The sequence below is a fragment of the Chryseobacterium sp. GQ58 genome (assembly GCF_059758895.1).
In genome coordinates this window covers 482,063-499,590 of the sequence record NZ_JCAXEH010000001.1, presented here as the reverse complement: position 1 = coordinate 499,590, position 17,528 = coordinate 482,063, and the positions used below count along the sequence as shown (strand labels likewise).

The 17,528-nt window shown below is 35.5% G+C and carries 16 protein-coding genes; 9 read left to right on the top strand and 7 right to left on the bottom strand.

Annotated features, from left to right (window positions below; all coding sequences use genetic code 11):
• Nucleotides 1–213: 213 nt before the first annotated feature.
• The 3 genes from AC6CHK_RS02355 to AC6CHK_RS02345 all read left to right on the top strand — a co-directional run bounded on the left by AC6CHK_RS02355 (nucleotide 214) and on the right by AC6CHK_RS02345 (nucleotide 3,759).
• Nucleotides 214–2,409 carry a glutamine synthetase III family protein gene (locus tag AC6CHK_RS02355; protein ID WP_498093184.1) on the top strand — a complete coding sequence of 732 codons (2,196 nt, stop codon included), beginning with the start codon at nucleotides 214–216 and terminating at the stop codon, nucleotides 2,407–2,409.
• A 320-nt stretch (nucleotides 2,410–2,729) separates the two neighbouring features.
• Nucleotides 2,730–3,416: a C40 family peptidase gene (locus AC6CHK_RS02350; protein ID WP_498093182.1), complete on the top strand. Its 687-nt coding sequence runs from the start codon at nucleotides 2,730–2,732 to the stop codon at nucleotides 3,414–3,416.
• A 157-nt stretch (nucleotides 3,417–3,573) separates the two neighbouring features.
• On the top strand, nucleotides 3,574–3,759 hold the full coding sequence (locus AC6CHK_RS02345; protein ID WP_498093180.1) for a bacteriocin-like protein: 186 nt from the start codon (nucleotides 3,574–3,576) through the stop codon (nucleotides 3,757–3,759).
• Nucleotides 3,760–3,809: 50 nt separating this feature from the next.
• Here the strand turns inward: AC6CHK_RS02345 and AC6CHK_RS02340 are convergent, their stop codons facing one another.
• From AC6CHK_RS02340 to AC6CHK_RS02315, 6 genes are all read right to left on the bottom strand, one after another.
• Nucleotides 3,810–4,391, bottom strand: coding sequence for a pentapeptide repeat-containing protein (locus AC6CHK_RS02340; protein WP_498093178.1), 582 nt, complete (start codon nucleotides 4,389–4,391; stop codon nucleotides 3,810–3,812).
• 97 nt (nucleotides 4,392–4,488) lie between these two features.
• Complete coding sequence (rodA, locus tag AC6CHK_RS02335) at nucleotides 4,489–5,718, bottom strand: rod shape-determining protein RodA (RefSeq protein WP_498093176.1); 1,230 nt, start codon at nucleotides 5,716–5,718, stop codon at nucleotides 4,489–4,491.
• Nucleotides 5,715–7,742 (bottom strand): penicillin-binding transpeptidase domain-containing protein, encoded by a 2,028-nt coding sequence (locus AC6CHK_RS02330; RefSeq protein ID WP_498093174.1) that lies wholly within the window; start codon nucleotides 7,740–7,742, stop codon nucleotides 5,715–5,717. The genes rodA and AC6CHK_RS02330 overlap by 4 nt, the downstream gene beginning before the upstream one ends.
• Nucleotides 7,739–8,245 (bottom strand): rod shape-determining protein MreD, encoded by a 507-nt coding sequence (locus AC6CHK_RS02325; protein WP_498093172.1) that lies wholly within the window; start codon nucleotides 8,243–8,245, stop codon nucleotides 7,739–7,741. Before AC6CHK_RS02325 ends, AC6CHK_RS02330 begins: the two co-directional genes overlap by 4 nt.
• Nucleotides 8,242–9,093, bottom strand: coding sequence for a rod shape-determining protein MreC (mreC, locus tag AC6CHK_RS02320; protein WP_498093170.1), 852 nt, complete (start codon nucleotides 9,091–9,093; stop codon nucleotides 8,242–8,244). Before mreC ends, AC6CHK_RS02325 begins: the two co-directional genes overlap by 4 nt.
• Before the next feature lie 28 nt (nucleotides 9,094–9,121).
• Nucleotides 9,122–10,147, bottom strand: coding sequence for a rod shape-determining protein (locus AC6CHK_RS02315; RefSeq protein WP_498093168.1), 1,026 nt, complete (start codon nucleotides 10,145–10,147; stop codon nucleotides 9,122–9,124).
• Between the two features lie 231 nt (nucleotides 10,148–10,378).
• Between AC6CHK_RS02315 and hemA the strand changes: the two genes are divergently transcribed.
• From hemA to hemE, 6 genes are all read left to right on the top strand, one after another.
• Nucleotides 10,379–11,653 (top strand): glutamyl-tRNA reductase, encoded by a 1,275-nt coding sequence (gene hemA, locus AC6CHK_RS02310; protein ID WP_498093166.1) that lies wholly within the window; start codon nucleotides 10,379–10,381, stop codon nucleotides 11,651–11,653.
• Nucleotides 11,640–12,548, top strand: coding sequence for a hydroxymethylbilane synthase (gene hemC / locus AC6CHK_RS02305; protein WP_498093165.1), 909 nt, complete (start codon nucleotides 11,640–11,642; stop codon nucleotides 12,546–12,548). Before hemA ends, hemC begins: the two co-directional genes overlap by 14 nt.
• 218 nt (nucleotides 12,549–12,766) lie before the next feature.
• Nucleotides 12,767–14,299: an FG-GAP-like repeat-containing protein gene (locus AC6CHK_RS02300; RefSeq protein WP_498093163.1), complete on the top strand. Its 1,533-nt coding sequence runs from the start codon at nucleotides 12,767–12,769 to the stop codon at nucleotides 14,297–14,299.
• Between the two features lie 241 nt (nucleotides 14,300–14,540).
• Nucleotides 14,541–15,212: a uroporphyrinogen-III synthase gene (locus tag AC6CHK_RS02295; RefSeq protein ID WP_498093161.1), complete on the top strand. Its 672-nt coding sequence runs from the start codon at nucleotides 14,541–14,543 to the stop codon at nucleotides 15,210–15,212.
• A 12-nt stretch (nucleotides 15,213–15,224) separates the two neighbouring features.
• On the top strand, nucleotides 15,225–15,668 hold the full coding sequence (locus tag AC6CHK_RS02290) for a hypothetical protein (RefSeq protein WP_498093159.1): 444 nt from the start codon (nucleotides 15,225–15,227) through the stop codon (nucleotides 15,666–15,668).
• On the top strand, nucleotides 15,665–16,696 hold the full coding sequence (gene hemE, locus AC6CHK_RS02285; protein WP_498093157.1) for a uroporphyrinogen decarboxylase: 1,032 nt from the start codon (nucleotides 15,665–15,667) through the stop codon (nucleotides 16,694–16,696). The genes AC6CHK_RS02290 and hemE overlap by 4 nt, the downstream gene beginning before the upstream one ends.
• Before the next feature lie 84 nt (nucleotides 16,697–16,780).
• On the opposite strand, the gene AC6CHK_RS02280 is transcribed toward hemE, so the two are convergent.
• Complete coding sequence (locus AC6CHK_RS02280; protein WP_498093155.1) at nucleotides 16,781–17,413, bottom strand: NAD(P)H-dependent oxidoreductase; 633 nt, start codon at nucleotides 17,411–17,413, stop codon at nucleotides 16,781–16,783.
• Nucleotides 17,414–17,528: the final 115 nt, after the last annotated feature.

Genomic DNA, 17,528 nt, shown 5'->3' with positions numbered 1-17,528 from the left:
TCCATTCAGAATGACAGAAGAACAATTATATAATATAGAGATATTCTCAACAGTTTTAACCTTCAATTCTAACTTTAAACTCAATTCGCCCCTTCCAAGAACTAAATCTTTTTTTGAAATTCATTTAAAAACAAAATCACCCCTAAATTTTTAGGGTAAAAAAGTTTTCAATTCGTTTTTTTTGTAACTTTGCCCCATAAATATTACACCAATATGTCAACTTTAAGATTCAAAGCTTTAGAAACCTTACCATTCAAGGACTTTAGAAAAGATAATTCTATTGAAGTTCCTGTGAAATTATCAGAGTTATTCTGTCAGAATGTTTTCTCAGAAGAAACAATGAGAGAATATTTAACGAAAGAAGCGTTCCAATCTATTTTGGATGCGATGAAAAAAGGAACTAAAATCCAAAGACACATTGCAGATCAGGTAGCAGTTGCTATGAAAGACTGGGCAATGAGCAAAGGTGTTACTCATTATACTCACTGGTTTCAGCCTTTGACAGGAAGTACTGCCGAAAAGCACGATTCTTTCTTCACACCAATCGAAGGCGGAAGAGCCATTGAAAGATTTAGCGGCGGGATGCTGATTCAGCAAGAGCCGGATGCTTCTTCTTTCCCGAACGGCGGAATCAGAAACACTTTCGAAGCAAGAGGTTATACCGCTTGGGATCCAACTTCTCCAGCCTTCATTATGGGAACTACTTTGTGTATTCCTTCTATTTTTATCTCTTATACAGGTGAAACTTTAGATTACAAGGCGCCACTTTTAAGAGCTTTGAACGCTGTAGATGAAGCTGCAACAAACGTAATGCAGTATTTTGACAAAAATGTAACAAAAGTAACTCCTACTTTAGGTTGGGAGCAAGAATATTTTCTGGTTGATTCTGCATTGTATCAATCTCGTCCGGATTTAGTTTTAACAGGTAAAACATTATTGGGCCATTCTCCTGCAAAAGGACAACAATTGGATGACCATTATTTTGGTTCTATTCCTACAAGAGTAATGAATTTCATGAAAGAGTTGGAAATCGAATGTATGAAATTGGGGATTCCTGTAACGACAAGACACAACGAAGTAGCTCCAAATCAATTTGAGCTTGCACCAATGTTTGAAGAAGTAAACGTTGCTGTTGACCACAATTCTTTGTTGATGGACGTTATGGCAAGAATCGCTCACAGACACCATTTTCATATTTTATTCCACGAAAAGCCATTCGCGGGAGTAAACGGAAGCGGAAAGCACAACAACTGGTCTTTGGCAACCAATACAGGTGAAAACCTATTAAGCCCGGGGAAAAATCCTAAGAAAAACTTACAGTTTTTAACTTTCTTCGTGAATGCAATTAAGGCTGTTCATGAATATGCAGATCTTTTGAGAGCAAGCATTGCTTCGGCAAGTAACGACCACAGATTGGGAGCCAACGAAGCGCCGCCGGCAATTATTTCCGTATTTATCGGAAGCCAGCTTTTCAGAGTTTTGGAAGAGCTTGAAAAAGTAACGGAAGGGAAGCTTTCACCGGACGAAAAAACAGATTTAAAACTAAACGTCGTTGGTAAAATTCCTGAAATCTTATTGGATAATACAGATAGAAACAGAACTTCGCCATTTGCATTTACAGGAAATAAATTCGAAATCAGAGCGGTTGGTTCTTCTGCAAACTGTGCAGAATCAATGACCGTTATGAATACAATCGCTGCAAAACAATTAAACGATTTCAAAAAAGAAGTTGATGCTTTAATAGAAAACGGCCTTAAAAAGGATGAAGCGATATTCAATGTTTTAAGAGAGTATATCAAGCAGTGTAAAAACATTATGTTTGAAGGTGACGGATATTCTGACGATTGGGCAAAAGAAGCTGAAGTAAGAGGTTTGAATAACTGGAAAACGACTCCTGAAGCTTTGAAGCAGGAAATGAATCAGAAATTCCTTGATCTTTATGAAGAAATCGGAATATTCAATCACAGAGAAGTTGAGGCAAGAAACGAAATCAAATTAGAGAAATATTCAACCGTTATTGATATTGAAGCAAGAGTTTTGAGTGATATCGCAAGAAACCACATTATTCCTTCCGCTTTAAACTATCAAAACAGATTGATTGAAAACGTAAAAGGCCTTAAAGAAATCTTCGGAGATAAGGAATTTAAAACTTTAGCAAAAGAGCAAATCAGCTTAATTACTCAGATTTCTGAAAATATTTCTAAAATAAAATTAGGTGTTGAAAATCTTATGAAAGCCAGACAAGACGCAAAAGCAGTGTCTGACAGCCAAAAGCAGGCAGAAGATTATTGCAACAAAGTAATCCCCTTATTCGATGGAATCAGAGAAGCATCCGATGATCTTGAGATGATGGTAGACGATGAACTTTGGCCAATGACAAAATACAGAGAACTGTTGTTTACAAGATAATTTGCAGACATTTTACATACATAAATTCCCTGAATTATTTCAGGGAATTTTTTGCCCTTAATCTGGAATGATACAATTTCAAAGATTTACAATTAAAAAGATTGTTTTTCTGTTAAAAAATCTTAATAAAAAAAACCGCTCAATCACCAAAAAAGGGACGTAGCGGTTTGTTTTTTTTTAACATACCTAATTTATATGTTAAAATGTGTTAAATAAAGAACCTGATAATAATCATATCGGGACACTTTTGGAAGGAATATCTACTTTTGTAATGCTTTAGAGAAATAAATATACCTTTTTAACACGATAATCAAATATATATGAAGAAAAGAGTTTTGTTTTATTTAGTTGCTTTCGTTTCTACAATATCACTACAATCTTGCGTTACTAATTACGTAGTCTCAAAACCGGCAACTTATGCTAAAGAATACAAAACAGATGCCAAACTTGCCGCCATTGATACTAAAATGGAAAACGATAAAAAGTTGCTAATCAACTCTTTTATCTCTGAAAAGGCGCTTGCTATATCTAATGCTAAAAATTCTTTAAAAAATTCTGAAATCGCAAAAGCGATCAAATATAATAAGACAATTGATAATATCTTGACAGAAGCAGAAACTTATCTTGGAACGCCGTACAGATACGGAGGAATGACAAGAAAAGGAATCGACTGTTCAGCTTTTGTATTATCGGTTTTTGGAGCAGCAGCGGGACTTACATTGCCAAGAGTAGCAGCTTCTCAAGCACAGCAAGGTGAAAGAATAGAAAAAGAAAACCTTCAGAAAGGAGATCTTATTTTCTTCTCACAAGGAAAAAGAATTTCTCATGTAGGAATTGTAGAAGATGTAACGGAAGAAGGAGAAATCAAATTCATCCATGCAGCTACTTCAAAAGGCGTAATGATCTCTTCACTGAATGATTCTTATTGGGGACCAAGATACAGATTTGCAAAAAGAGTGATCAGCGAAAACACTGAAAACATGAATAACTTAGCGACTAGTTTATAAACTTAAATAATTGATTTAGATAAATGAAGCCATCAGAATTCTGATGGCTTTAATTTTTTGTAAACATTTCGTCAAATTTCTTTTAAAAAAGTAACATTGAATATTTTTTGTATCTTAAGGTCTGTCAATAATGACGTAATTATTAAAACTATTTGTTATGAAAAAATTATCAAGAAAAGATCTTAAAAACATTCAGGGAAGCGGTTATTGCCCAAGCTGCCCGCCTGGCCCGTACGGGCCAGGAATGCCACAATCTTGTGAAGCTTACCATCAACTACCGCAATGCTGTAAGAGTAAGGTTTTTGTTCACAGTGATTGTTCTATTGGACAGCCATTGAACTAAAGAATAATTTGATTGAAGACTGCAATGCAGTCTTTTTTAGGCTAAAAGAATCAGCTGTTTTTATCAATTTCTATATCATACTGACGCAAGAGTCCATCAATTTCAGAAAGAGAAAATTTTGTCTTCTTAAGCTTGTTTGTGTCCGGGTTTATTGAATAATTGAAAGACGTTCTCAAATCTGCTTTTTCAAGATTCGTATTTTCAAAAATGGCTCCGGAAAGATCACAATTGGAAAATACTGCATACGAAAGGTCGCATTCGGTAAAATCAACTTCAATGAGCTTTGAATATTTAAAATTGGTTTTCCTGATTGCTGTTTTATAAAAGGCAGAATTATCCAACGAACATTCATCAAAACGAAATGACAGACCAAATTGATTGCAGTCGTCAAAAGGCATCCCAAACATTTTGCATCCTTTAAAAACAACATCACGGAATGCGGCTCCGATAAGTTTTGTCATGCTTAAATTACATTCTACAAACTCGCAATCGGTAAATTTGAATTGAGACAAATCTGCATATTCAAAATTACAGTTTTTAAAGTTGCAGCTTTCGTATTCACCTTTAGATAAAGGAGATTTGATGAAATCTGTATTTTCGTAGTTTTGATCTAAAATGTAAGTTTCATTCATGATTATTATTGTCTCGTCGATTTCAGATTAAGTAGATTTTAATTTTAGAAGTAAGGGAATGTTTTTAACTTCAAGCCTTGAATTTCCTCTTCCAAATTTAAACCAAGCTGTTTTTATCTGCGTAATTTAGCTTAAAGAAAATAAAAGTCATAATCGAAAAGGCAAGTAAAGAACTTCCTCCATAACTGAAAAATGGTAACGGAATCCCAACCGTTGGAAACAAGCCCATAACCATTCCTAAATTGATAGAAAAGTGCATCAGCAATATTGACGCAAACGAATATCCGAAAACTCGGTTAAAAGTAGATTTCTGCTGTTCGGCGAGATAATAAATCCTTCCGATGAAGATCATGTAGCAAAGTACCAATATTGAACTTCCTAAAAAGCCCCATTCTTCACCAACGGTGCAAAAAATATAGTCGGTTTCCTGCTCGGGAACGAATTTCCCTTGTGTAACGGAACCTTCACGATAGCCTTTTCCTGTTAATCCTCCGGACCCGATTGCGGTTTTAGAATATAATAAGTTGTATCCGGAAGTATCTCTGAAAGCCTTTTCACCTTTGTATAAAACTTCGATTCTTTCTCTCTGGTGTTTTGGCATTTTTTCTAAGACATAAGGCGTCGCAAAAGCTAATCCACACAACAATATGATTGATCCTGCAATACTTGAAATTGAAATCACATCCCAGCTCATTTTGTAATAATTTAAAAAAATTAAAATTGCTGCAATGAGAACAATTCCAATTACTACAAAAATCGGATTTACCGCCAAAGAAATCAAAAATACACCCGCAAAAAGGAATCCTACGCCAAACAACCATCCGCTCAAGCCTTCTCGGTACAAAGCAATAAAAAACGCTGTAAAAACCAATAATGAACCAACATCCGGAATTGCCAAAACGACAACTGCAGGAACTCCCACAATAGCTAAAGTAGTTAAAAATGATTTTCTGTTTTTCAAATTAAAATCCGGTCCGGAAACATAATTGGCAAGCATCAATGCCGTTCCTATTTTTGAAAATTCTACAGGCTGCATCGTAAAACCTCCGAATTTGTACCAGTTTCTTTGTCCTAAAATCTCCGTCCCGAAAGGGAAAAGCCCAATCAATAACAAAACTCCGCCAATATAAATAATGGCAGACATATTTTCGAAAAACTTGCTACGGCTAAAGAATATTAATAAACCAACAAATAAAGAAATCCCGAAAAATATCAACTGTTTTTTTCCTAAACCTTCATCTACACTGTAAATGTTGGCTATGGCAAAAATGCACAGCAAAAAATATAAGCCAAGTCCTAATTTGTCTAATCCTTCCGTCCACTTCATGGTTTCTTGGTTTTATTGGTTTCAGCTTTTGTAGAATTCTTTAGTCTTTCTTTTGCTTTTTTAATTAAATTCAGACTATCCTGAATTCTTTTACGCTTAATAGAATCTTTATCTGGCTCTACATACAAACCTTTGCGTTTCAGATCGGCGACCCATTGTCTTTTATATTCAGGCATAAAGCTCGAAGTCACCATTTTTTTGTAAAGATGTTCCCTTTTTACGTCTCCGGTAATATATTTTTCAGCAATAACCGTACAAGCGGGGCCAGCCCATGTTGCACCAAATCCAGCATGTTCCATGACGGCGACCACTACAATTTTAGGTTTATCGGCAGGAGCTACCAAAACAAAAATTGAATTATCCTTTCCCTGTGGAACCTGCGCTGTTCCTGTTTTTGCCAATTGAGTAAAATCGTTTGATTTTAAGCCTCTTGCGGTTCCTGCCAAAACCACAGCTTCCATACCTTTTAAAACTGGCCCAAAATGCTTAGGATCAACTAAAGTTTTATGTTTTACTTTAAATCTAGGGTCGGGATTTGGCTTTCCGTCAATAGATTTTACGATATGTGGCGTGTAATACCAGCCTTTGTTGGCAATCGCTGCCACATAATTTGCCAGTTGCAAAGGTGTCACCATCACATCACCCTGCCCCATTCCATTGTAAATGGCGCCTGTTGACATTTCATCCCAGTTTTTATAATCTTTCTTCGAAGAACCGTTTGCTTTAATTATTGCTTTAAATCTTCTTTCATAAAAATCCCCAGAAGGTATCCTACCTTTTGCACCAACTGCAAAATCATTATTCAAATATTCTCCAACACCGAAACTGCTCATTATTTTTTTCCATTCATCAACTCCTTTTGATGGATTTCCAGGATATTTTTTAATTATCGCAATAAATGCATATGTAAAAAAACAGTTACTGGAAACCTGAATTGACGGAATCAATGGATCCGCACCACCATGCCCTTTAATCCGTTTACCTTTGTAATAAAATCCGCCACCACAAGGGAAAATAGTATTTTCATCCATCACACCCATTTGCATTGCAGCCAAAGCAGTCAACAATTTAAATGTAGAACCCGGCGGATAAGCAGCCTGCAAAGATCTGTCGAAGGTTGGTTTATTTTCGTAAATGGTATCTTTTGATAATGCGTATAAGTTTTTTGATTTATTGGGTCCGGTAAAAAGATTCGGATCAATATCCGGTCCTGTTGCAGCCACTAAAACTTCACCATTATTGGGATCTATTGCTACAATGGCTCCATGCTTGTTGACGAGCATTTCTTCTGCCATTCGCTGCAAATCATAATCGATCGTCAAAGTAATATCTTTTCCCGTAACAACATCGCGGTCTAAACTTCCTTCTTTATAAGGGCCAACATTTCGCAGTTTGATGTCTTTCTGAATGTATTTTATTCCTTTAATCCCTCGAAGCTCTTTTTCATAAGCTTTTTCCACACCTGTTTTACCTATCAGGTCACCGGGAAGATAATATGTGGAATCTTTTTTAATTTCTCTGTCATTGACTTCGCTTGTATATCCCAAAAGATTTCCTGACGTAGAAACTTCGTACTGTCTTTGCGGACGCTGAACAATGCTGAAAGCCGGATATTTGAATATAATTTCCTGAACTCTTGCAATATCTTCTCTGCTGAGGTCTTTAATGAAAGTCATTGGCGTGAGCCTGGAATAATATTTTTCTTTTTTAATATCGTTGATTCTTTTAATGAAATCTTTTTTATCAATCTTCATTAAATTACAAAATCCAACGGTATCAAAATCGGGCTTCATCAGCGCATGAGTAAAAGAAATTTCGTAAGCCGGCTGATTTCCAACCAGAATTTTTCCGTTTCGGTCGAAAATAACTCCTCTTTGGGGAATTACATATTCTGTTTTAATGGAAGTATTGGCCGCATTAAGCGCATAACGGTCTGTAAACAACTGTAAATAAGAAAGTCTTGCAATGAAAATCAAAGCAATGATGACAAGAACGGAAAAGATTTTTAAATAGCGTGTGTTCAAACTTTTTGTTTGATTTTAAATATTAATGCGTAAACAATGATAAATATAAAGGAAATTACACTAGTTACCAACACATTAAGCAAGATTTCAAAAATTCTGCTGAATTTGAAAAACTCGATATACTGCACAAAAAGCTGATGCAGAAAAATACTAGAAAAAAGAAACAGCAAAAACTGCGACCATTGCAAAGACTGAAAAGAAAAGAAATCGGTCGATGTATCTGTGGAAGATCTGAAAATCAGTGTTCTGTAATAAGCAATCAAAGTGGTGGCAAAAGCATTAATACCGCCGGAATGTAAAAAAGTATCAATCGCCAAACCTATCAAAAAACTTAAAGCTAAAAACTGATATTTATTTCTGAAAAAAGGATAAAACATGACAAAAACAGGATACAAAACCGGCGTATATTTTCCGAAAAGCGTGATCCTGTTCAAAACAAATATTTGTAATGCAACAAGAAAAATCATGATCAAAAGATCTGTAAATAACGTCCTGCTAATCATTCTTCTTTTTTTATTACAGCCTGTAAGGTATCGCTGATTTTCTGAACTTCCGCTTTTTTGAGGTTTTTCACAACATAAACTTTACTTAAAGCCCCCATTTTTTCGCTTAGCTCAACAGAAATATCCCAAAAACCTGTTTTATTATCCACTGTATATCCTGCAACCGTCCCGATCATTACTCCTTTTGGGAAAATAGCTGATTTTCCGTCGGTTACAACGCTGTCACCCACTTTTATCGAAACATATTTTGGCACGTCCGCCAAGTGCATCACGCGGGAATTATCACCTCTCCATGTCAAAGTCCCAAAATAACCTGAATTTTTCAAAGCGGCATTGATTCTGATTTTATTTACACTCAAAACAGATTGTACCAATGCATAGCTGTCGGTAGAATTGATCACGATACCTGCAATTCCTTTTGGAGCCATTACGCCCATTTGAGGAAATACTCCGTCTCGCTTTCCGCGGTTGATTGTAAAATAATTATTTCTGCGGTTGATGCTGTTAAAAACAATTTCGCCATCTACAAAAGTATAGATCTGGCCACCGCCCAAAGTATCATGCACTTTTCTGAAAACAGGTTTTTTTACTCCTTCTTTTCCGTAAAGCTGAGTCATTAAAGCTTTATTCTGTGCAACAAGATCTTCATTGATTTGTTTTAGCTTAAGATAAGAAACTCCTTCATCAATATATCCGGAAACCCAAGAATTAAAAGCAGCCGTCTGACCCGCAAGCCAAGATCGTTGCATCGCGTTTTTAGAGAATATCAAAACAAGAGCAATACTTTGCAGGAAAATAAAGAAGACAAAAAGAGCATTCTTCGAAAATAATCTCAGCAAAAATCCCATTCAGATAAAAAGTCGTAAAAAGTTAAAATTATTTGATTAAGAAATTGAATTTATCCATATTCTTAAGTGCGATTCCCGTTCCTCTAACAACAGCTCTTAAAGGATCTTCTGCCACAAATACAGGAAGTCCTGTTTTCTTGTGAAGTCTGTCTGCTAAGCCTCTCAACAAAGCACCGCCACCTGCAAGATAAATACCTGTTTTGTAAATATCGGCAGCCAACTCCGGAGGAGTAAGAGAAAGTGTTTCCATTACAGAATCTTCAATTCTGATGATCGATTTGTCAAGAGCACGGGCAATTTCCTTATAGCCAACCATTATTTCTTTTGGTTTTCCTGTAATAAGGTCTCTACCCTGTACCGGAATATCGTCGATATCAACATCAAGATCTTCAACCGCAGAACCAACCTCTATTTTCACTCTTTCAGCAGTTCTTTCTCCGATATATAAATTGTGATGTGTTCTCAGGAAATAAGCAATATCATTGGTAAATACGTCACCTGCAATTTTTACAGATTTATCGCAAACAATACCTCCCAAAGCAACGACAGCAATTTCTGTCGTACCGCCACCTATATCGATGATCATATTACCTTCAGGTTTTTGTACATCAATCCCAACTCCTATTGCAGCAGCCATTGGCTCATAAATCAGTCTTACTTCTTTTGCGTTTACTTTCTGAGCAGAATCTCTTACCGCTCTTTTTTCAACTTCTGTAATACCGGACGGAATACAGATTACAATTCTTAAAGCAGGTTGAATGAATCTTCCTTTGATTCCGGGAATCTTTTTAATAAACTCCTTGATCATGTGCTCAGAAGCATGAAAATCTGCAATCACGCCATCTTTCAAAGGACGGATTGTTTTGATATCTTCGTGAGTTTTACCCTGCATATGTTTAGCCTGTTCACCTACAGCAATCGGCTTACCAGTTGATCGTTCAATTGCAACAATTGAAGGTTGGTCAATAACAATTTTGTTATTGTGTATGATAAGCGTGTTGGCAGTTCCCAGGTCTATCGCAATCTCTTGCGTAAACATATCGAATATACTCATAATTTTGTCCAGATTTATGGTACAAAGATATAAATTAAACAGTACTAATGAACAGTATGTTGTATATTAATTTGGTTAAAATTTTATTAAAATTTATATTTTCATTTAATACATATTATTTGCTTTAAAATCTAATGTAATCTAAATTATAATTTATAGCTTTTCACGATAATTATCATATACAGTTTCACAGGAACCTTATGTAAAAAAACTGTAAATTTGCGATTGCTTATGATACAGTATTCTAATATACATCAGACGTCAAATTTCGCTGTACTTTCTATCAGTTTTGAAAAGGCAGATGTTGAAACAAGAGGAAAATTCGCTTTTTTTGATGAGAATATCAAAAATTTTGTCACCCGGATTCACGATGAAAATTTAGGGGATGCATTTGTGGTCTCTACCTGCAACAGGACAGAAATCTACACCACGACCACCAATTATCTTTTGATCGCTGAAGAATACTGTAAAACAATCGGCGTCAATTTGTCGGATTTTCTTCAGTTTGCCAATATTCTGACGATGGAAGAAGCGCTGCAGCATCTTTTCAGAGTGGCCGCAGGTTTAGAAAGCCAGATTATCGGTGATTTTGAAATTATCGGGCAGATCAAAAAAGCATACGCAAGATTTAAAAAAGAAAGAAAAAACTCAAATCCTTTTTTGGAAAGAGCAATTAATTCTGCAATTCAGATTTCAAAAAAAATAAAAAACGAAACAGCAATATCAAACGGTGCAGCTTCTGTTTCTTATGCCGCGGTACATTATATTTTAAATAATCAGAAAAGAATTACCGAAAAAAACATTTTGCTTCTCGGAGTTGGAGAAATTGGTCAAAATACGGTTGAAAATTTAGTAAAACATGTTTATCAGCCTAAAATAAAAATTGCCAACAGAACTCAGGAAAAGGCCGCAAAAATTTCTGAAAAATACAACATCCCAAATATCGATTACGCTAATTTTGATAAGGAATTAAAAAATACAGACATATTGATTGTTGCAACAGGAGCAAGAACACCGATTGTCAACAAATCTCATTTTCCAAACGGAAAAGAAACTTTGGTGATCGATCTTTCGATCCCAAATAATGTCGAAAAAAATGTTTCTGAAATCGAAAACGTCACTTTGATTGATGTTGATGAATTGTCAAAACAGATTCAGGAAACCATTCAGCAAAGAGAAAAAGAGATCCCGAAAGCCGAAAAAATAATCAAGGAAATGACGAAAGACTTCCTTGAATGGGAAAAAAAGAGAAAGCTGGCGCCCAACATTCATCACTTCAAGGCGGTCTTAAAAAACATGGAACGCAACGAAATGCACAATTTTTACAGAAAAAATAAGTACATCAATATCAACGACATGGAGCTTTCTGATAAAATGATTCAGAAAATTACCAACCGTTTTGCAAAATATATCATCGATAATCCTCAAAAAGCCGAAGAAATTAGTAAATTAATGCACGAAATTTTAGTTGAACAACCAAACAACGAATTCAATGAAAAGCATTAGGATAGGAACCCGAAATTCGGCACTTGCGCTTTGGCAGGCCAGAGAAGTTGCAAGGCATTTACAAAACAGAAATTATCTTACAGATATTGTCCCGATCGTTTCTTCGGGAGATAAAAATCTGAATCAACCTTTGTATTCTTTAGGAATCACAGGCGTTTTTACAAGAGATCTTGACATCGCATTACTGAATGACGAAATAGATATTGCCGTACATTCTTTAAAAGATGTGCCCACTCAACTTCCCGAAAATATAGAGCTCATCGCCCATCTAGAAAGAGATTATCCGCAAGATGTGCTGATAAGAAGAGAATCTGCTGAAAACAAAGACTTCCATGAGCTGAAGTTGGCAACAAGCAGCTTAAGAAGAAGAGCTTTTTGGCTAAAACATTATCCTGATACCGAATTTTTTGATATTCGCGGAAATATTCAGACACGACTTCAAAAACTGGAAGAGCAAAATTTTGATGCAACTATTTTATCGTTAGCCGGCATCAAAAGGATGAATATGGATATCAATTACGAAATGCTTCCGGTGATGATTCCTGCGGCTTCGCAAGGTGTAATCACAATTGCTGGGCATTCTGATAAAAAAGAGATCAACGAAATCGTAAGCCAAATCAATCATAAGCAAACTCAGATTTGTGTGGAAATTGAAAGGAATTTCCTGAGCACTTTAGAAGGCGGTTGTACGGCTCCGATTGGCGCTTTTGCAGAAAAAATTGAAAATCAGATCCGCTTCAAAGGAGCTCTTTGCTCACTTGACGGCAAAAACTATATCGCCATTGATGAAAATTTTGAATATAATGATCAGGAAAATTTCGGGAAAAAATTTGCCAATATCGTTTTAGAAAATGGCGGAAGAGAATTGATGACCGAGATAAAGACTCAAATTTAATTTTCAAATATTAATCCAAACACGATCCTATTATTTACGGTAAAAAAGTCGATAAAGCTTTTTCATGAATAAAATAAACCTTTAAAGATCATCTTGAAACATAAAAAAGAAAAACTAAAAGCATATTAATAAAGAATTTTATCAATAAAATTTTATATCGAGTAATATTTATTACTAATTTAGCTAATTAAACATTAAATAGCCAAACATTAATGAATATGAATAAAATTTTACTTTTAACATCCGTCTTATTAGCCGGACAGTTTTATGCACAATACAGCATCAACAATATTACTGAAGTTCCTTTTCAAAGAAACTTGCCAGCCGATAAACCGGCAGAGATGATTGCTGCAGACTTCAACAATGACGGCAATATGGACGTAGTTGTGGATGGGGATTTAGCAATGAATCAATCAGGTTATATAGAATTTAATTCTAAACCTTTATTTTTTTCAGGTGATAGCTCGGGTAATCTTACTCTTTTAACCACAACCTTTGTCCACCCCGGAAACTCGTCTTTTATATGTGATACTGCCGATTACAATGAGGATGGTTTTACAGATATATTGGTTGCTGACTTTTGGGGAAACGGCATGCGGCTGTACAACGGAAATGGCAACTTTACTTTTACTTTAGCACATGATTTACCTACCGGAACGCATGGTGCCAAAGGAAAATTTAGCGATTTTGATCAGGATGGAGATTTAGATATTGTCAATATAAGTTCAGGATCCGGCGCAAGAGTTGCCTTACATATTTTTGAAAATACAGGAAATGTTTTTAATAAATCGAGTTTTGTAGGTATTGGCAATGCATCTTTTCAGGAAGATTATGGCTTCAATCCTGTTTTTTTTATTGTTGATGTTAACAGAGACAATCGTCTTGACGTAATCAGTTTTTCTCATCACCGAGGAGTTGGTGGGGCAAGAATGAACAGCTGGGCACAGAATGCAGATAAAAGCTTTACAGCAGAAATCCAAATCGTTCCTCATGACATGAACGACACTGGAAATGAACGATATACATACTGGATCAAAGATATAAACAGTGACACTTATAAAGATCTTCTTTTTTTAGATGATATGGGTGACAAAAATGTAAAAGGTGCCTATTCAGAGGTCCAAACCCCTCATTTTGGAACATTTTCCAACCTTGCAGGACCTTCCATTGGTGGAGATTTTTTGGGTTATTTTCTTCAAAAAGCAGTTTGGGGAGACGTTGACAACGACGGTGAAGAAGATTTAGTAACCCACAACAGATCGTGGATGCTTCCAAGTCAAAACAATTTAGAAGTAATAAAAGACCCTTTGAACATCAATGGAAATTTCAGCAGGCTTACGTTGGATATGGGAACCAAAGATATTGAAAAATACGGGCATGGATTACTTTTGACAGATCTTGATAACGACAGTGATTTAGAACTAATCTCTTTGGGCAATGATAACATTTTACGAATATTCAACAATAGCACAAAAACATTGACTCTTTCCGAAGAAACATGCTTGGAAGAAGAAATCAAAATATTTCCCAATCCTGCTAAAGAATATATAAGGTTGGATTTGTGTGAATCCCAGTCTAAAAACATTCGGAATATTCAGATTTATGCCATGAATGGTGATCTTATCGGGACCGTTCCACAATCAGAATGGAGTGGAAATATTTCTACTTCCTGGCTCATTCCCGGCGCTTATCTGCTTCATATAGAATTGGCTAACGGTAAAAGTTTCAGCAAAAAATTTTTAAAAGAATAAAAAAGAAAATCATGAAAACATACTCGGCAGGTATATCAATTTTATGATTTACCTGCTTTTTTATGTTGATAAATATATTTCATGCTAAATCCTGACCTTTTATTCAAAAAGATAATACTGTAAAGCTTTCAATCATCTAAAAAATAGCATATTGGGTATTCTACAAATGAATTCGTACTTTTGTAAAAAAGCCTTGATTGATAAGATTTAGATGATAAATTAATTTAAAAAACACAAGCTAATGAAAATTTTATTTACCAAAAACATAGACCAAGATTATGTTTCTGAAAAGTTGGGAGAGGATATTAAGATTGATTGTGTGGAAGTAATAAAAATCCATCCGCTCGCAGTAAAGCCTTTTAATTTAAAAAACTATTCTTTAATTTTCACAAGCATAAACGGAGTTATTTCTTTTTTTAAAAACAACTTTAAACCCAACGAAGATTTCGTTCAGAAGAATTACAACAAAATTTATTGTGTAGGCGAAAAAGCCAAAAGAGAGTTAAGAAAAAACGGTTTCGGAACTTTTAAAGTTTTAAATAATGCCGATGCGCTTTCCAAGTTTATTATCGACAAATGTCCACACGAAAAATTTATCCATTTCTGCGGAAACATTGCTTTGGATGTTTTAGATAAAGGTTTTCCGCTTGAAAATATTAATTATAAAAAAGTGCCCGTTTATACAACTGAAGAGATCAATCCGATGATAACTGAAAAATATCATGCTGCCGTTTTTTTTAGTCCGAGCGGAGTTCGTAGCTTTGCAAGGAGAAACTCTTTTGACGAAATGAAAATTTTCTCAATAGGGCAAACAACCTCAAATGAATTAAAAAAATACACCCAAAACAAAATTTTTACTTCTTCAGAAAACACTTTAAAATCTGTTTTGGAAATAATAAAAACAAACATTTAAAAACATAAAGAAATGAAAAAATTAGCAGGATTATTATTAGCGTTTACATTAGCTCTCTCATGTGCAGAGCAAAAAGAAAGTAAAAACTCAGCCATTCCTTATTCTGAAGCGAAAAATTATTTTCTTAAAAATGATGCTGAAGACAACGGCAACGATTTTATCAAAATAGAATCGCAGGAAGATTTTGACAAATTCTTTGGCGCCGCAGCCAGAATGGGAGAAAACGGAACTCCCACAAACATTGACTTTTCAAAAGATTACGTGATTGTTTTAATAACAAAACCAACGACAAAAACCACTGATATTGTTGTAAAAGACATCACAAAAGAAAAAGACAATGTAGTGATCACCTATTCTGTAAGTGAAGGTGCAGAAAACTCTTACACGATAAAGCCAGTAAAAATACTTGTTGTCAGCAAAGAAAATGATGGCAATATTAGTTTAAATAAATTATGATAAAAAACGACCTCTATTTAAAAGCACTTCGCGGCGAAACCGTAGAAAGGCCTCCGGTGTGGATGATGAGACAGGCCGGCAGATACTTACCGGAATTCATTGCTCTTCGCGATAAATACGACTTTTTCACAAGATGCCAGACTCCCGAGTTGGCTTCCGAAATCACCGTACAGCCGATCAGAAGATATCCTTTGGACGCCGCAATTCTTTTTTCAGATATTTTGGTGGTTCCTCAAGCGATGGGAATCGATTTTAAGATGAAGGAAAATGTTGGCCCTTGGCTGGACAATCCGATCAGAACCATGGAAGAAGTGCAGAATGTGGTCGTTCCTGATGTGAATGATACTTTAGGGTACGTATTTGACGCCATCGAACTGACATTGCATAAACTAGACAATGAAATTCCATTGATCGGCTTTGCAGGTTCGCCTTGGACGATTCTGTGCTATTGCGTGGAAGGAAAAGGAAGTAAAGCTTTTGATATCGCCAAATCGTTTTGTTTCCAACAGCCTGAAGCTGCGCATTTATTGCTTCAAAAAATTACAGATACTACAATTGCTTATCTTAAAAGAAAAGTAGAAAAAGGAGTTTCTGCTGTTCAGGTTTTCGATTCTTGGGGCGGAATGCTTTCTCCGGCAGATTATCAGGAATTTTCCTGGAAATATATCAATCAGATTGTTGAAGCTTTAAGTCCGTTGACACACGTTGTCGTTTTTGGAAAAGGCTGCTGGTTTGCTTTGGAAGAAATGACCATGTCGCCGGTTTCAGCTTTAGGTGTTGATTGGACGATCAAGCCCGAATTGGCCAGAACTTTGACTAATCACACAATGACTCTTCAAGGGAATTTTGATCCTGCAAGATTGCATTCAACTCCGGAAACGATCAAGAAAATGGTGAATGAAATGATCAACCGTTTCGGAAAAGACAGATATATTGCCAATTTAGGACACGGAATTTTACCTAATATTCCTTTGGAAAATGCGGAAGCATTTATCCGAGCGGTTGTGGATTGGAAACCGAATAATTAATATTCTAAGCTGAAAAGCTTTTAAAAATAAAATCCCTTTCAATAAAAACTGAAAGGGATTTTTTATGAAGAAAAAATTAAGTTCTTAATTAATCTCTGTAATGAAATTTTCTTTTGATTTTCTTACTTTTGTAAGGTTTACAAGCCAATCATTTTCTGGATTTCTGTAGCCTAAAGGTAAGAGAAGAACACTTTTCAGGCCTTTTTCTTTTAGGTTTAGAATCTTGTCTACTTCTTCCGGAGAAAAGCCTTCCATTGGTGTAGAATCTACACCTTCAAAAGCTGCCGCAATAATTGCTGCACTGAAAGAAATATAAGCCTGCTTTGCTGCATGATTGAAATTTTCTTCCGCCGGCCTTAGAGGATACATTCCTAAAAGCTGCTGTCTGTAGTTTTCCCAGCCTTCATTTTTAAAACCACGAATTTCGTTGGTCAGATCAAACATATTGTTGATTCTTTCTGCCGTATAATTGTCCCAAGCGGCAAAAACCAAAAGATGCGAGCAATCGGTAATCTGTGGCTGATTCCATGCGTGAGGCTTGAGCTGTTCTTTCACTTCCTGATTGGTAATCACGATGATCTCAAAAGGCTGCAAACCGCTTGAAGTAGGCGCTAATCTTGCAGCTTCCAATATTTTATCTATTTTTTCCTGAGGAACTTTTTCCCCATTCATTGCTTTTGTTGCAAATCTCCAGTTTAATTTTTCTATTAATTCCATAAAATTAAATTTAACCGGACAAAATTAATTCAAACAAACAGAAAAAATAGCGTAAAAATACAATCTGAAATATTGCTAAAATCTATAATGTAACAAATATTATTACAATTCAATT

Bases quoted from the DNA above. Each gene is read 5' to 3' on its own strand.
- AC6CHK_RS02355 (WP_498093184.1), top strand. From the start codon at position 214: ATGTCAACTTTAAGATTCAAAGCTTTAGAAACCTTACCATTCAAGGAC.
- AC6CHK_RS02350 (WP_498093182.1), top strand. From the start codon at position 2,730: ATGAAGAAAAGAGTTTTGTTTTATTTAGTTGCTTTCGTTTCTACAATA.
- AC6CHK_RS02345 (WP_498093180.1), top strand. From the start codon at position 3,574: ATGAAAAAATTATCAAGAAAAGATCTTAAAAACATTCAGGGAAGCGGT.
- AC6CHK_RS02340 (WP_498093178.1), bottom strand. From the start codon at position 4,391: ATGAATGAAACTTACATTTTAGATCAAAACTACGAAAATACAGATTTC.
- rodA (WP_498093176.1), bottom strand. From the start codon at position 5,718: ATGAAGTGGACGGAAGGATTAGACAAATTAGGACTTGGCTTATATTTT.
- AC6CHK_RS02325 (WP_498093172.1), bottom strand. From the start codon at position 8,245: ATGATTAGCAGGACGTTATTTACAGATCTTTTGATCATGATTTTTCTT.
- mreC (WP_498093170.1), bottom strand. From the start codon at position 9,093: ATGGGATTTTTGCTGAGATTATTTTCGAAGAATGCTCTTTTTGTCTTC.
- AC6CHK_RS02315 (WP_498093168.1), bottom strand. From the start codon at position 10,147: ATGAGTATATTCGATATGTTTACGCAAGAGATTGCGATAGACCTGGGA.
- hemA (WP_498093166.1), top strand. From the start codon at position 10,379: ATGATACAGTATTCTAATATACATCAGACGTCAAATTTCGCTGTACTT.
- hemC (WP_498093165.1), top strand. From the start codon at position 11,640: ATGAAAAGCATTAGGATAGGAACCCGAAATTCGGCACTTGCGCTTTGG.
- AC6CHK_RS02300 (WP_498093163.1), top strand. From the start codon at position 12,767: ATGAATAAAATTTTACTTTTAACATCCGTCTTATTAGCCGGACAGTTT.
- AC6CHK_RS02295 (WP_498093161.1), top strand. From the start codon at position 14,541: ATGAAAATTTTATTTACCAAAAACATAGACCAAGATTATGTTTCTGAA.
- AC6CHK_RS02290 (WP_498093159.1), top strand. From the start codon at position 15,225: ATGAAAAAATTAGCAGGATTATTATTAGCGTTTACATTAGCTCTCTCA.
- hemE (WP_498093157.1), top strand. From the start codon at position 15,665: ATGATAAAAAACGACCTCTATTTAAAAGCACTTCGCGGCGAAACCGTA.
- AC6CHK_RS02280 (WP_498093155.1), bottom strand. From the start codon at position 17,413: ATGGAATTAATAGAAAAATTAAACTGGAGATTTGCAACAAAAGCAATG.